Here is a 13,659-nt window from a genome sequence, read left to right as displayed (position 1 = left end):
CGCTCAAATCACCGATAGCAGAAAAGACCATTTACATAAGCTAACCACTCAATTAGTTCGTGAAAACCAAACGATTGTTGTTGAGAATTTAGCCGTTAAGAATATGGTCAAAAACCCGAAATTATCTCAGGCAATATCTGACGTTAGTTGGGGAGAAATTACCCGACAATTAGCCTATAAATGCCGTTGGTACGGCAGAAATTACATCGAAATAGATAGATGGTTTCCTAGCTCTAAAAGGTGTAGTAATTGCGGGCATATTGTCGAAAAGATGCCGTTAAATGTTCGAGAATGGGATTGTCCAGACTGTGGGACACACCATGACCGAGATGTTAACGCTAGTAAAAATATTTTGGCCGCAGGGCTTGCGGTGTCAGTCTGTAGAGCGACCATAAGACCAGAACAGAGTAAATCTGTTAAGGCAGGTGCGGAACCCCGCAAGGGAAAGAAGCAGAAACCGTTCGGCTGAGCTCACGGCCGAAGCCTAAATCGTGAGGTTTGGGAATCGCCGTCCGTTTTACGGCGGCGAGGATGTCAATCTATAGCTTATTTTACAGCAAATTCAGTATAGGGTCGAATATGTTCGGGTTTAAAGGCAAGGACAATTTGCTCTTTAGGAATACCGGCGGCTAATAAATCAGTGGCAATACCGTCTTCGGTTCCGTCTCGTTGTATCCAGATTTTACCATTAATAATTTGTAAATGCAGTAAACAGCCATGTACTCTTTCTCGGTTATCCCAACCTTCTAAGAGAATTAGATAGTTATCAGAGTCTTTGTCAATAATGAGGAGGCGGTTTACCTCTCCAGTAGCATAGCGCAAGTTTGCATAATAACGGAGAGATTCAATAATAATTTTTCTCATTTTTTCTAAACTATCCATCTTAAAATAACCTCCTCAATTTCGTCAAAAATTAATAATTTTAATCGTTTGTTGTCTAATAAAACTTGACCAATAAAATCTTCAAAAATATCGGCAAAAGCTTGTTGATGAATTGCTAAATATAAAGTTCTTTCAGATTTTAGTTTTGTCAATAAATCATAGTATAAAATATATTGTCCTAATGCTTTTTCTAAGTCGTCGATAGATGATTTGCCAACAAAACTTTTAATTTCAATGGCAATTTTTTGATTGTCTTTTTCGGCGGCAATAATTTTTTCTGCTCCCAAGTCAATATATAAATCTCTTTTTCCCCAGCGAATAATTAGGGGGTCATGGGTAATTGTCCAGCCATCTTTGTCTAAGGCAGTTCTCACGGTATCATGATAAATATCTTTTGCTGGCATTTTTATTATAACTGATGATTATTAGAGATGCAGCGATTTTGGTACTGTTGAAGAATCGGTGATTCGTCTTTTTCATCTCGTTCCCAGGTTCTACCTGAAGCATACATTAAGGCAGAACCTTGGTACAAGCAAGTTAAATTGATTTTATTTATCCATTTTTGCCTTGAGAAATTCTTCTAATTTCTTCATATCTTCTTGACTAGGAGTAAGGGTAAATCTAGTTACACCTGATTCAGTTCGCATTCTATCCATATAAATTCTTAAGGCTTCATCATCTTCTCGATGGGAGAGGACATATTTTCTTAATTCTGGGCGAGACATTTGGTAAAAATCAGGTTGATGATTCATCTTCAAACTCCACATTAGTGAGCAAGATGCTCACATTACTATTTTCATCATACCGAAATAGATGAATATCGGTATAGAAGTTAGACAGGGTTTGACACATTCTAATGCAAGTAAGCATCTGTTCGGGAGTGGGTATCATTATTGATGGCTTTTTCCTCCAATTTACGAGTTTATACCTGTAATAAGTATAGCATAATACTGGATTGAAACAGCTAATTTAGTGCCTTAGATTTAAGGGAATGCGAGCATCCTGCTCGCTAATTATTCAGGTAGTCTGCTCGCTAGATGTTATATACCAAGCCAGAGCCTTGGCACAAGCAATAACTGTTAACTGTTAACTGAATAAACCGTCCTCGACGACGCAACTACCCGAAACCCGATGCGATCGCTTCTTAGGTTGGGACGCTCCTGATAGCGTGCAGCAGAACGGCAGTAATCGGGAGTAATGCGGAAAGAACCACCTCTTAGCAAACGAAAATTAGCCTCATTAGCCTCATTCTCACTCAGCCAAGCACTACCATCATTAGGCGCATCCTCATACTTTTTATACCAATGGTCTGTACACCACTCTAAAACATTGCCGTGCATATCGTAGAGTCCAAAAAGATTCGCTACTTGAAACCTTCCTACAGTCGTCGTCTTTCCACGAAGAGTTTCTAGATAATTTGCCAAAGCTGGGGAAATCTTCTCGCCAAAGTGAAACGGTTGGTTATATTTCTGATTCCATTCGGCTAAAGTTAACTCACTGATAACTGCACGACAGGCGTATTCCCACTCTGCTTCACTAGGTAAACGGTATTGATAGCCTTTTCCTTTTTCCTGTGACCAGAGTGATAGTCTCTCACAAAATTCCACTGCTTCGTACCAACTAATACATTCCACTGGTCGGCGGCTATACCCTTTATAGTAGGAAGGTTCTGGGTTAAGATCCCGTTCAATTTTAGGCATAGAAGCCACTACTCGCCACTGCGCCTGCGTTACTAGATATTTGCCCATCAGAAAGGGAGAAACCTTGACTTTGTGTTGCGGACGCTCATTTGGATATGCTCCTTCTTCTCCTTCAGAAGCACCCATCCAAAACTCACCGCCGGGAACTTCCACTATTTCTAGGTTTATTCCGTCTTCTAACTCTTCGATTACTGTGGCTGGTAGATCGTTTTCTGCGATGATTGAGAGGGCAATATTTCCTTGCTTATTAACCTCTGCTGTCCAGATAGGAACCTCCTCTCCCCACTGCTTCAGCAACCAGGAAGCTGACAGCCTTATCTGTGCTTTTTCCTTCTCATCTTCGAGTAAGTTTCTCAACTTTTCTCGGTTTAAAAATGATTTGTTGGCTGCTTCCTTTTCTAATGTCTCTCGCTCTAAATTATCAATGTCTGAACTGCGGAGGTAATTATATAATTCTTGCTGGCTACTAGCTTCGAGAAAATTTTTAGCCAATTGCGTAGTCTCCACAGTGTCTTGATATTCTTGCAGAATTTTCTCTGCATCTGCTAACTTGTCACCCGACCACAAATAATACTGAGATTTGTTATTTTTTTGCCAGTCTTTGGCATCTTTATCCACCTGTTTGGCTAATTCTCTTCCCTTGCGAGTTTCGGTTCGCCACAGATTCAGGTTGTCCCACTTTTCAATTAAAGCTTCATGGGCTAAATCTACCCAAGCTTCTTCTTCTCGTTCAGTTTTTCCCGTCACTAAAAGGCGACCTTTTACTAATCCTTGTTCTCCTTCAATTAGTTCTGTTAAAACTTTTTGTCCTTCTTGATTATCTCCAGCTAGAGACAAGATAAAGGCTTTCGGTTGACGCAATCTGGTATCTTTTTCCCCATCTCCTATTTGCAGAAGATTCAAGAAAATTCGCTTGATTAAAGCTTTTTCTGTTTCTGTTCGCTCCTGCTGCGGTGAGTCTTTTTCATAATCCTTGTATTGATAGACTTTATCTGCATGACAATTTAACGCTCCGACTATCCCACCTATCGCCTGGTAAGCATCTAAAGTAACCTGATACTTTGCTTCATCTCGCCTCTGCCAAAGCTGGGTTAAAGCAAACTCTAATAATGGTAAAAATCCTGGTTCTTGTTTAATATCTTCAAGGATTTTATTGAGCAATTCTTTCGTAACTTCATAGCCTTGCAGTTTGGCTGGTTCGGTGATAGCTTCTAGCAAATCTAATCCCCTTAGATCTGGCAGGTATTCGGCGTTATTTTGAATCAATTTTCGCAAAGAATCGTAACGCAAACAGGGTTCAATAAAATCCGCCCTCATGGTAGCGACAACTGCCAGAGGAGAGTCAGGAATTGTGGCAACTTGAGTAATCAATTCAATAAAGCGATCGCGCTGTTCCGCTAGAGCAAAAGTGAATAATTCCTCAAATTGATCTACCACCAGCAAGAATTTGTGTTCGCGGGGAAAAAGTTCTAATAGCGGTTTTAAACCTTCGCTGGCTGGATTATTGATACATTGATCCAGCAATTGTTGATCATCTCGAAAATAGGGTAACAGCAGGCTTTCCAACATTGTCAACGGCTTAAATCCAGGCTTGATCGGTTCGAGAATTTGCCATCCTAATTCTTCCAACCAGGGCATCAATCCCGCCAGAACTACCGAAGATTTACCACTTCCAGAAGCACCAATCAGAGGGACAAAATTTAGCCGATCCAGCTTAGATTTGATGTCGTCCACCACTCGCTTGCGTCCGAAGAAAAATGGGCGTTCTTTCTTAGTAAACGCCAGCAATCCTTGATAGGGACAGCGCAATTCTCCCTTCTCATCTAGTAACGGTTTCACCTCTTTAACTTGAGGTTGCGCCCCATATTTGACCAGAATTAGCGATCGCCCAACTCCCATACGAATCGGTTCCTGACCCTTCCCGCGCAATTCCAGCGAGACGAAATCAAACAGGCGATCGGCACTAATTTCTCCCGTTTTTAGGTCAGCCTGTTTTTGCGACAATCCCTTCAGTAAAGCGGCGGTGAACAAACTGTATTCCTCATCTTCCCACGCTACCTGTTCTGACCGACAGGCGGCGATTAGGTAGTAATCTTGCTTCTCCTTAAACGCTGAGAGGCTAGGTTCTAGCAAAATGCGATCTAGTCCCCGATTTTCGGGCAATAACGCCCCTGCATGGCAACAGTCTAGCATTACCACCAGATTACTCAAACTAGAACGCCGTAATAAAGGATTGAGTTCTCGGTCTAAAGAAATGGCATTTTTGCCGTCGGGTTGGCTATCGGAGGTGGCGAGATAGGCTTCCCCGTCACCGATGCGATTGATCAGGCGAAACCCGTGTCCTGAAAAGTAGATCAAGACTTCTTGATTTTTGGTCTGCTCTCCCGATAAAATTTGCTGTAAGGCCTGCAAGACTTCATTCCCCGTTACCTTTCCTGGAACAACTTCGTAGCGTTTTTCTGCGGCAATCCAGCAATTGGGTAGGCGTTCTACATTGGCAAATGTCCCAGTATTCTCCAAGAATTTAGCAACAGCTTCCGCATCTTTGGCGGGTTTGCTCAAAGATGGCAGGAAATTGGGGTTATCGTAATGGTTAATTCCGATGACGAGGGCGTAGCGAGCCATAGACAGTCAGCAAGGGATAGAAATGTTTTTTATATTAGGTTGTTTTTTGGTAAACTGCAAGGAAAGCATAGGCCCTCCCTTAGATAATCTTTTCTTATCATCACAAGTACGGGAGAGCCGAGAAATAGTTAAGAAAAAAGTTAATTTTCAATTTTTGCATTATTTATGACTCGACTAACTCCAATCCAAATTGACGAAAACACTCTAATTTATATAGAGTCCACCGATGACCTAGAAATTCCTGCCGAGACATTAAAAACCGAGGGAAGAGTTCCTAAAGGGGTAATTAATGTACCAGATAAACAGCAAGTTTTACAGAATTTTCAGACAATTGAAGATACAATTCGTACCTACACTACTTATACCTTAAACGCTTTTCGCAATTTAGCCATTGCCAACATTGAGGAAGTCACTTTACAATTTGGTGTGGAAATCGGCGGTGAGGTAGGAATCCCTTATATTACTAAAGGAACCGCTAAAAGTAATTTAAATATTACGGTTAAGTGTACCTTTCCTAAGCCGCCGAACTCGTCTGATTGATGGTTCAATATTTAACGTTTTCTGGTTCTTCCGTATGTTCCCAAAATAAGAGAGCCAAATAATCTTGATTAAGGTCTCTGGTCTTGATTTTGGGGATAACTGGGGAATAGATCTCTAGGGAAATCCTCGGCACTTAAACAGGTTTGTAAAGCTTGGGAGGGATTATTTTTGTCCGCACCACGACTGACAGCGATAACGCATTGGGAAAAGCGACCGGGTAATAAACTTTGACGACAGGAATCTAAAACCTGTCTAGAAATCCCTAATTTATCGGGTTCCTTGGCTGTTTCCGTTTGTTTGAGGGAATTAGCGGCAAACAAGGGGGCAGCGCGATGGATATCGACCACACAATTACCTAGGTCGATGGGACGACGCACTTGAAAACAAGCTTGCAGAGCCAGATTACCATCGATCGGGGTTTTGGATTTAATCATCACCACACACCGGGATAATTCTTTAGGAATTAATGCTTCTGAACAAGCGGTGGCGGCATCTTCGGGACTGACTCCCGTGCGGACAATCTGACTGATACAGGCACTAAATTGATTATTGTTGCCAAATGCGATCGCTGCTCGGTTCATTTCTACTAAGCCAAGGGAAATAGTAGCGATCGCGCTCCAACTAGCAATTTTTTTAATATGGTTTTTCATCGTTTGCTCACACCGAAGATTTTAAGGCTAACTGGCCTTGATCTTAACAGATTCACGGGGAACAGGGAACACAGAGATGGGGGAATGGGAATTATGAATTATGAATTATGAATTATGAAGTGGGGAGATGGGGAATTATGAATTATGAATTATGAATTATGAAGTGGGGAGATGGGGGAATGGGGAGAGGGAATTATGAATTATGAATTATGAATTATGAAGTGGGGAGATGGGGGAATGGGGAATGGGGGAATTCAACTAATACCCCAAAACCCTAAAACCCCAACCCCTAACACCCAAGAGCCAAAATTAGTATTCTGGTACAGTGGAATCGACTTCACGACTCCAGGCACTGATGCCACCTTTGACGTTAATTCCTTCGATACCTGCGTCTTTGAGGATAGCGAGGGCTTTAGCGGAACGTCCCCCCATCTTACAATGGGCGATGAGACGATAACCGTTGACTAATTCCTTAATTTTGGGAATTGCCGCACCATTTTCGATATCGGGTAAGGGAATTAATACCGAGTTGGGTATCTTAGCGATTTGGTACTCGTTGGGATTACGCACATCGATGAGAATGTAATCATTGGCATTGCTGTCAAGTAGTGCTTTTAACTCTACTACGGTCATTTCTGTCATGTTTTGCTGTGCTGCCGCTTCTTGTGCTTTCGCTTGCGGAATACCGCAGAATTGTTCGTAATCAATTAATTTTTCAATGACGGGACGGATGGGATTCGGGCGCAATTTTAACTCACGGAATTTCATTTCCCAAGCATTGTAAAGCAGTAAACGACCACTGAGGGTATCCGGAGCGCCGAGGATAATTTTAATGGCTTCTGTGGCTTGAATTGTGCCGATTACCCCGGGTAAAACCCCTAAAACGCCGCCTTCCGCACAGGAGGGAACCATCCCCGGTGGTGGCGGTTCGGGATAGAGATCGCGGTAGTTGGGACCGCCTTGGTAGTTAAAAACGGTTGCCTGTCCTTCAAAGCGGAAAATGGAGCCATAGACGTTGGGTTTGTCGAGAAGAACACAAGCATCATTAGTCAGATAACGGGTGGGGAAATTATCGGTCCCGTCGATGACTACATCATAGGGAGCTAAAATGTCAAGGGCATTTTCGGAACTTATGCGGGTTTCGTACAAATCCACCTGACAATAGGGGTTAATTTCTAGAATTCTGTCCTTAGCGGAAACAATTTTCGGTTTACCTACCCAAGAAGTGCCGTGAATAATTTGACGTTGCAGATTGGAACTATCGACGATATCGAAGTCAACAATACCGATTCTACCGATGCCAGCCGCCGCTAGATAGAGTAAAAGCGGGGAACCGAGTCCCCCGGTGCCGATGCAGAGAACACTGGCGGCTTTTAGTTTTTTTTGACCTTCTAAGCCCACTTCGGGCAGAATAATGTGTCGAGAGTAGCGTTGAACCTCCTCTTGGGAAAGTTCGATCGCCGCGAGATTAGGATTTAGCATAGATTGGGTAAATAGTGAAACCTCACTCGATTCGGGCAAGAATTTCGTCTCAGCACGGTTTAGAGACAAAAATCAGGAAGACTCGATCGCTTCCTGGATTTTTAATTCTTTCTATGCCTATGATAGTGTGAGGGTCTGGCTGCGTGTTGTTAATATTAGTTAACTTTCCCCTGCCACTTGGGCGCGGTATTCACTAGCGTAGAGGGTATCAGCCAAGGCTGTATCGGGATTTTCTACCCGCACTTTTAATAACCAACCCTCCCCGTGGGGATCATCGGCAATTAATTCGGGGGAGTCAATCATCGCTTGATTGCGATCAACTACGGTTCCCGATACGGGAGGATAAAGATCTTCTACCGCTTTTACCGATTCAATCGTGCCGAAACTACTACCTACTTCCAGCGCCTCTCCCAATTCGGGCAATTCTAGAAACACGATATCACCCAATTGATCGACGGCAAAAGCACTAATTCCCAAGGTAGCGATTTCACCTTCGAGTCTGACGTATTCGTGGGTTTCTAGGTATCTCAACTCCTCGGGATATTCCAGTTCCATCGTCTGTCTCTAAATATTTACAGCATCAGTTAGTTTACTAGATATCTTGGGGAAAATGTTCATCGGCTAGGGCTGTTTTATTGCCGATCGCTACCTAGACAAAATTAATTACACCGATCAAACCCTGATTAAACAGCTAAAATTGGTCTAGGTTGATCAGGGAACGCCACAGAACACTGGAACAGTAAGGGTTAGCCGCTTTTTTAGCTCACTTAACAATACCCAGTTTAAATGCCTCCTAGCTTACTTATGTTAAATCCCATCTTAGATCCTCGTGGTGGCGAACATCAAACTATAAGAGCCTTTTTTGAGCCAAAAACCATCGCTGTGGTGGGATTTAATCGCCAAAATCCCCAACTTGATCGCACTCTTTTAAATAATCTCTATCATAATCCCGGTCAGCACCGCCTTTATCTAGTTAATCCTCACCCCGAAAACTGGCTCGATCTTCCCAGCTATAGCAGTTTACCAGATATCCAGGCGGCGATCGATCTGGTAATTATCACCGCCCCCGCTCCCGAAATTCCCGCTATTATCGCCCAATCTGTCGAAAAACAGGTTAAATGCGCCCTGATTCTCTCGACGGGTTTTCGGGAAACTGGACAGATGGGGGAAAATTTACTCAGGGAAATTAAAGCGATCGCTGGTCAAAAATTACGCATTATCGGTCCCCATAGCTCAGGAATCTGCAATCTCAGCCAAAATCTTAACGCCACCTTTTCCCCCATCCTGCCGAAACCCGGTTCAATTGCCCTGATTAGTCAAAGTGGCGCGATCGCGGCTGCCATGCTTGATTGGAGTTTAAGCGAAAATGTCGGTTTTAGTCACTTTATCTCCCTCGGAGTTCTTTTAGATGTGGATTGGGGCGAATTACTCTATTATTTAGGAGACGATCCCCAAACTAAAAGCATCGTTATCTACCTGGAATCCCTGAATAATGCCCGCTCTTTTCTGTCCTCGGCCCGAGAAGTTGCCCTAAATAAACCAATTATCGCCATTAGTCGCCACAGTACCGACTTTGACCCCACTTCTCTTTCCCATGCTGGCAAATTGACCAGCGATCAACTAACTCTCTCCGCTGCCTTTGCTCGCTGTGGCATCGTGGAAGTACAAAGACTGGCCGATCTCTTGAATATCACGCAAGTTTTAGGGAAAATTCCCCGATTTCCCCGGGGAAAACACTTGACAATCATCAGCAATGGTGTTGCTCCCGCTCTTTTAGCGGCCTCGGCTTTACTGGCGGAAGATGGACAACTGGCAACCCTTACCCCCGCAACGATCGCACAACTAGCGCCTCTTGTTCCCGCGGATATTGTCCCCCAAAATCCCATCGATCTGCGTCGCAGCAGCGATCCCGATAGCTACGCTCGCGCCCTAGAGATCGCTTTAGCGGATGCACATACCGACGCGGTGTTGATGATTCTCTCGCCTCGCTTTAACACCGATCTGCGAGAAATTGCCCTTAGAATCGCTTCAATCGCTCAAAATAGCAAAAAACCCATTTTAGCAAGTTTGATGGGGGGAGAGGGCATTGCAGAGGGGGTAGCGTTATTAAATCAGCAAGATATCCCCACCTATCGCTATCCCGATTCGGCGGCCCGGGTGTTTAATTTGCTCTGGAAATATGAAGAGAATCTGCGCGGTCTTTATCAAACGCCAATTTTAACCAATTCTCAGGAAAATGGCTCCGATCGAGTTTTAGTGAGCCAGATTATCGAGCAAGCAGGGGATAGAACAATTCTCAGTGAGCCAGAGTCTTTAGATATACTCAAAGCTTATGGAATCCCTGTTATTGTCACTAAAATTGCTGAAAGTGCCGCAGAAGCAGTTAATCTCGCTGAATCTCTCGGTTATCCTGTGGTGATGAAACTGCATTCGAGGACGATTATCCATAAAAGTGCGGTGGGTGGGGTACAATGGCCGCTTTTTTCCCCCATGGCAGTGGTGCAAGCATATCAGGCGATCGAAGCTAATGTTAGCGCACAAGTGGGTCGGGAGCATTTTCTCGGGGTGATTATTCAACCGATGTTAGAGATTGATCGAGGATATGAGTTAATTATCGGCTCTAATTACGATGATCAGTGCGGACCCGTGATAATTTTCGGTACTGGTGGCCGTTTGGTCGATATTTTTCAAGATTACGCCACCGCTCTACCTCCTTTAAATACTAATCTCGCTCGCCGACTTTTAGAAAAAACCAAGATTTATCGGGCTTTTCAGGGATTAAATGGGCTTAAATCGCTTAATTTAGCGAATTTGGAGCAAATAATCGTTAAATTTAGTCACCTGGTTAGTGAACAGCCTCGCATTAAAACTATCGATATTAATCCCTTTTTTGCCGATTCAGAGCAATTAATCGCTCTTTCCGCTTCTATACTTCTTCATCCTCCAACTACTCCCCCAGAAAAGTTATCTCATCCGGCGATTCGTCCCTATCCCGAACATTATATGGGACTTTGGACGACGAAAAGAGGCTTAAAGGTGCTAATTCGTCCGATTCGGGCGGCGGATGAGCCTTTAGTGCGACAATTTCACCATTATCTCTCGGAAGAAAGCATTTATTATCGTTATTTTCATCTTGTCAATCTCGATCGCCAAACCGCTTATGATCGTCTTACGCGCATTTGTTTTATCGACTACGATCGAGTAATGAGCTTAGTGGTAGAGATTAATAACGATCAGACGGAAGAGCCAGAAATTATCGCTATAGGACGCTTAAATAAACTGCATGGCGTTAATGTGGCGGAATTTGACTTATTAGTTAGGGATGACTATCAAGGTCAAGGTATTGGTACAGAATTACTACAGCGTTTAGTCACTATTGGCAAAAAGGAAGGATTAGACGGAATCGAAGGGGAAATTTTAAGGGATAACCGCGCTATGCAGATGATAGCTGCTAAAGTGGGGTTTTCTCTCTATAAAACTGCCGATTTTGTCAAAGCGGAACTTGAATTATGAAGCCTTTTTTGATAAGCTGATCACTAATTTTCTGGTTGAATTGTTTGGGCTAATCCTTGCTCTAAAGTAAAGGGAGGTTGCCAATTCAGAGTTTTTTGAATATAGCTAGAGTCAAGACAAAAATTGATTTAATTCGTTAAATTATTCCTTGGGAGCGCATTAATTCTATCTCTTGTTGTAGTCCGGCTTCTAGAGTACGAGGAGTAAACCCTAAATCCCTTTTAGCTTCTTCGTGAGAATAAGCTTTGTCTTCTTGTAATCGCAAGATTTGTTCTCGTCGCACGGGTGATTTTTTAGCTAATGTTTTTTCTGGTAGGGTAGCTGACCAAATGCCAAAGTTCAAGGGAAAGGACAGGGGACGCACCGATTGGCCTAATAATTGTTCTATCAATAAAATTAACTGACGGAAGGAAACAATACTACCTCCGGAAAGATCGTAAGCACCTTTTATATCAGGACATTCCCAGACTTTTAACAACATCTGGGCAATGTCATCAGCGTGAACTGGTTGTAACAGGTTATCACCAGAGCCAAAAATGGGAAAGAATCCGTAGCGGTGACAGAATTTAATCAATTTGTGTAGGTTTTTATCCTTGGTAGTGCCATAAATCATTGTCGGTCTCAGCAGACAATAAGAAGCAGGATACTCTTGTAAATAATTTTCTGCTTGTTTATACTCGGCAGAATATTCATTATATTTTGAATATACTCCCGTGGTTCCAATAATAATTAATCGGGGAGTTTGTTGGAATTTTTTTAGACTATTAAGTATAGTTGGTACTTGTCGAAGTTGGACGAGATGGATGATGGTTTCAAAACTATTTTCCCTAAAAATTCCTTCCCAGGTTTCTGAGATAGAGCTATCGCCAAAATCGTAGGTTAAATTCAGTCCTAGACTATCTAACATACTGCGATCGCTAGTGAGTCGAATTAAACAATGTATTTCTATTTCAGGCTTAGTAGATGCCAAATGTTGCCCGAAAAAACCACTGGGCAACCCCGTAGCACCTGTGATTAATATTTTATTCTCAATCATCATTTTTTCTCCTTTCCGCTAAAACTTGTTCATAAACCTGAAAGGTTTTTTCAAACATCTTCTCAAAAGTATATTCTGCTTCGTAGCGTTTGCGTCCTGCTGCTCCCATTTTAGCTCTGAACTGTTGATCAAGAACTAATTGTAATAGTCTCTGGTGTAACGTGTTAACATCTCCCCTCGCTACGGTGTATCCAGTTATTCCTTCCACAATTGCTTCCGGTGCTCCACCCACATCTGATACAATTACCGGTAATCCCGCTCTCATTGCTTCGATTGTGGTGCAAGGAAACCCTTCCCAATTAGATATTAAAGTAAATACTTGGGCTTGAGCTAAGACTTCAGCTACATTATTACGAAAACCTAAAAAGTTAACTCTGTCGATAATTTTTAGCTCCTTGGCTAAGGTTTTAATTTTGGTTCTTCGTTACTTGCTATGGTTCGATCAGGGGGCAGAAATCGGCTAAATCCTTATCTGGCAAGAGACTTAATTGATTAGCTCGTTCTAGATTGAAAACAATTGGCAAAAATCGAAGCAATGTCTTTCTATATAAGGGTTTCACTCCTTATAACTCCCGTCCATTGCATAACACAAACCGAAGAACCTTTTATTTTCACTATCTCCACTGTTAAAATCCGAAGCTTTCAAGACAGTTAATCCAACTAAGTCTCGATCTCTATAATGATAGATAATATTGTCTTCTAGCAAACTATCATTGGCTCTTTGAGGCTTACGAAAGCTAATATATAAAACATCTGCTTCTTCATCATAATCTATCCAGATTCTTGAAGAAGGTGCGGTTAGCAAATAAGGAATTGATTTTAAGAGATTGACTTCTGCCATAGGATGCCTCGCTTGATAATTTTTTCGCAGGAGGATGTCAAAAAAGCAGTTATGACAAATCCATCTTTCTTTAGTTCTTTATAGATGACGACCGCGTCTTTTCTTGAGATAACAGTTTTCGGATAATGTTTTAGTGCTATTAGCTCATCAGTCCATCCCTTAACAATCAAATCAGGTTCAGCAATAGTTTCTAGTACCATATCAATATATCCCGCCATGTAAGATACTTTCATGGCTTAGAAAATCCATTAGACATCTCCAAAAATTATAACCCAGTCACAGCTTGCTTTTGTTCTATGTACTAACCAAGCAGTTCGATAGCTGGAATGTATATCTATCGTTGCTAATTCAATTTTACTTAAAAAATATGAGGCAATTAAAATAATTTTT

The 13,659-nt window shown here is 42.3% G+C and carries 15 protein-coding genes and 1 pseudogene; 3 read left to right on the top strand and 13 right to left on the bottom strand.

Going from position 1 to position 13,659, the window contains the following annotated elements; genetic code table 11:
* A partial coding sequence (locus IM473_RS14735; protein ID WP_287660088.1) for an RNA-guided endonuclease TnpB family protein occupies positions 1–469 on the top strand: 469 nt, incomplete at its 5' end.
* Positions 470–546: 77 nt separating this feature from the next.
* Here the strand turns inward: IM473_RS14735 and IM473_RS14730 are convergent.
* The 5 genes from IM473_RS14730 to IM473_RS14715 form a co-directional block, all read right to left on the bottom strand.
* A complete protein-coding gene (locus IM473_RS14730; RefSeq protein ID WP_002736025.1) occupies positions 547–882 on the bottom strand; it encodes a XisI protein in 336 nt (111 codons plus the stop codon).
* Positions 870–1,286, bottom strand: coding sequence for a XisH family protein (locus IM473_RS14725; protein ID WP_104396434.1), 417 nt, complete (start codon positions 1,284–1,286; stop codon positions 870–872). The genes IM473_RS14730 and IM473_RS14725 overlap by 13 nt, the downstream gene beginning before the upstream one ends.
* 144 nt (positions 1,287–1,430) lie before the next feature.
* Complete coding sequence (locus tag IM473_RS14720; RefSeq protein WP_002758886.1) at positions 1,431–1,634, bottom strand: DUF6887 family protein; 204 nt, start codon at positions 1,632–1,634, stop codon at positions 1,431–1,433.
* Positions 1,618–1,773, bottom strand: coding sequence for a DUF6888 family protein (locus IM473_RS22765; RefSeq protein ID WP_002737946.1), 156 nt, complete (start codon positions 1,771–1,773; stop codon positions 1,618–1,620). Before IM473_RS22765 ends, IM473_RS14720 begins: the two co-directional genes overlap by 17 nt.
* A 188-nt stretch (positions 1,774–1,961) precedes the next feature.
* On the bottom strand, positions 1,962–5,207 hold the full coding sequence (locus tag IM473_RS14715) for an nSTAND1 domain-containing NTPase (RefSeq protein WP_287660087.1): 3,246 nt from the start codon (positions 5,205–5,207) through the stop codon (positions 1,962–1,964).
* Between the two features lie 165 nt (positions 5,208–5,372).
* Between IM473_RS14715 and IM473_RS14710 the strand changes: the two genes are divergently transcribed.
* Positions 5,373–5,747 (top strand): CU044_2847 family protein, encoded by a 375-nt coding sequence (locus IM473_RS14710; RefSeq protein ID WP_287660086.1) that lies wholly within the window; start codon positions 5,373–5,375, stop codon positions 5,745–5,747.
* A gap of 68 nt (positions 5,748–5,815) precedes the next feature.
* Here the strand turns inward: IM473_RS14710 and IM473_RS14705 are convergent, their stop codons facing one another.
* From IM473_RS14705 to gcvH, 3 genes are all read right to left on the bottom strand, one after another.
* A complete protein-coding gene (locus IM473_RS14705; RefSeq protein WP_287660085.1) occupies positions 5,816–6,397 on the bottom strand; it encodes a hypothetical protein in 582 nt (193 codons plus the stop codon).
* A gap of 309 nt (positions 6,398–6,706) precedes the next feature.
* Positions 6,707–7,879: a molybdopterin-synthase adenylyltransferase MoeB gene (gene moeB / locus IM473_RS14700; RefSeq protein ID WP_287660272.1), complete on the bottom strand. Its 1,173-nt coding sequence runs from the start codon at positions 7,877–7,879 to the stop codon at positions 6,707–6,709.
* Between the two features lie 159 nt (positions 7,880–8,038).
* Positions 8,039–8,434, bottom strand: a complete 396-nt coding sequence (gene gcvH / locus IM473_RS14695) for a glycine cleavage system protein GcvH (protein WP_287660271.1) — start codon at positions 8,432–8,434, stop codon at positions 8,039–8,041.
* A gap of 249 nt (positions 8,435–8,683) precedes the next feature.
* On the opposite strand from gcvH, the gene IM473_RS14690 reads away from it, so the two are divergent.
* A complete protein-coding gene (locus IM473_RS14690; protein ID WP_287660270.1) occupies positions 8,684–11,392 on the top strand; it encodes a bifunctional acetate--CoA ligase family protein/GNAT family N-acetyltransferase in 2,709 nt (902 codons plus the stop codon).
* Positions 11,393–11,415: 23 nt separating this feature from the next.
* Here the strand turns inward: IM473_RS14690 and IM473_RS22760 are convergent.
* The 5 genes and pseudogenes from IM473_RS22760 to IM473_RS14670 all read right to left on the bottom strand — a co-directional run.
* A pseudogene (locus IM473_RS22760) lies at positions 11,416–11,517 on the bottom strand (NAD-dependent epimerase/dehydratase family protein); the annotation flags it as partial.
* Positions 11,518–11,528: 11 nt separating this feature from the next.
* Complete coding sequence (locus IM473_RS14685) at positions 11,529–12,431, bottom strand: NAD-dependent epimerase/dehydratase family protein (protein ID WP_287660269.1); 903 nt, start codon at positions 12,429–12,431, stop codon at positions 11,529–11,531.
* Positions 12,421–12,840: a glycosyltransferase gene (locus IM473_RS14680; RefSeq protein ID WP_407069752.1), complete on the bottom strand. Its 420-nt coding sequence runs from the start codon at positions 12,838–12,840 to the stop codon at positions 12,421–12,423. The genes IM473_RS14685 and IM473_RS14680 overlap by 11 nt, the downstream gene beginning before the upstream one ends.
* Before the next feature lie 144 nt (positions 12,841–12,984).
* Complete coding sequence (locus IM473_RS14675; RefSeq protein ID WP_287660268.1) at positions 12,985–13,269, bottom strand: DUF2283 domain-containing protein; 285 nt, start codon at positions 13,267–13,269, stop codon at positions 12,985–12,987.
* Positions 13,248–13,469, bottom strand: coding sequence for a hypothetical protein (locus IM473_RS14670; protein WP_287690506.1), 222 nt, complete (start codon positions 13,467–13,469; stop codon positions 13,248–13,250). Before IM473_RS14670 ends, IM473_RS14675 begins: the two co-directional genes overlap by 22 nt.
* Positions 13,470–13,659: the final 190 nt, after the last annotated feature.

The sequence above is a fragment of the Microcystis sp. M015S2 genome, from assembly GCF_020245945.1.
Classification (GTDB): Bacteria; Cyanobacteriota; Cyanobacteriia; order Cyanobacteriales; family Microcystaceae; genus Microcystis.
This window is presented reverse-complemented; position numbering and strand designations above follow the sequence as displayed.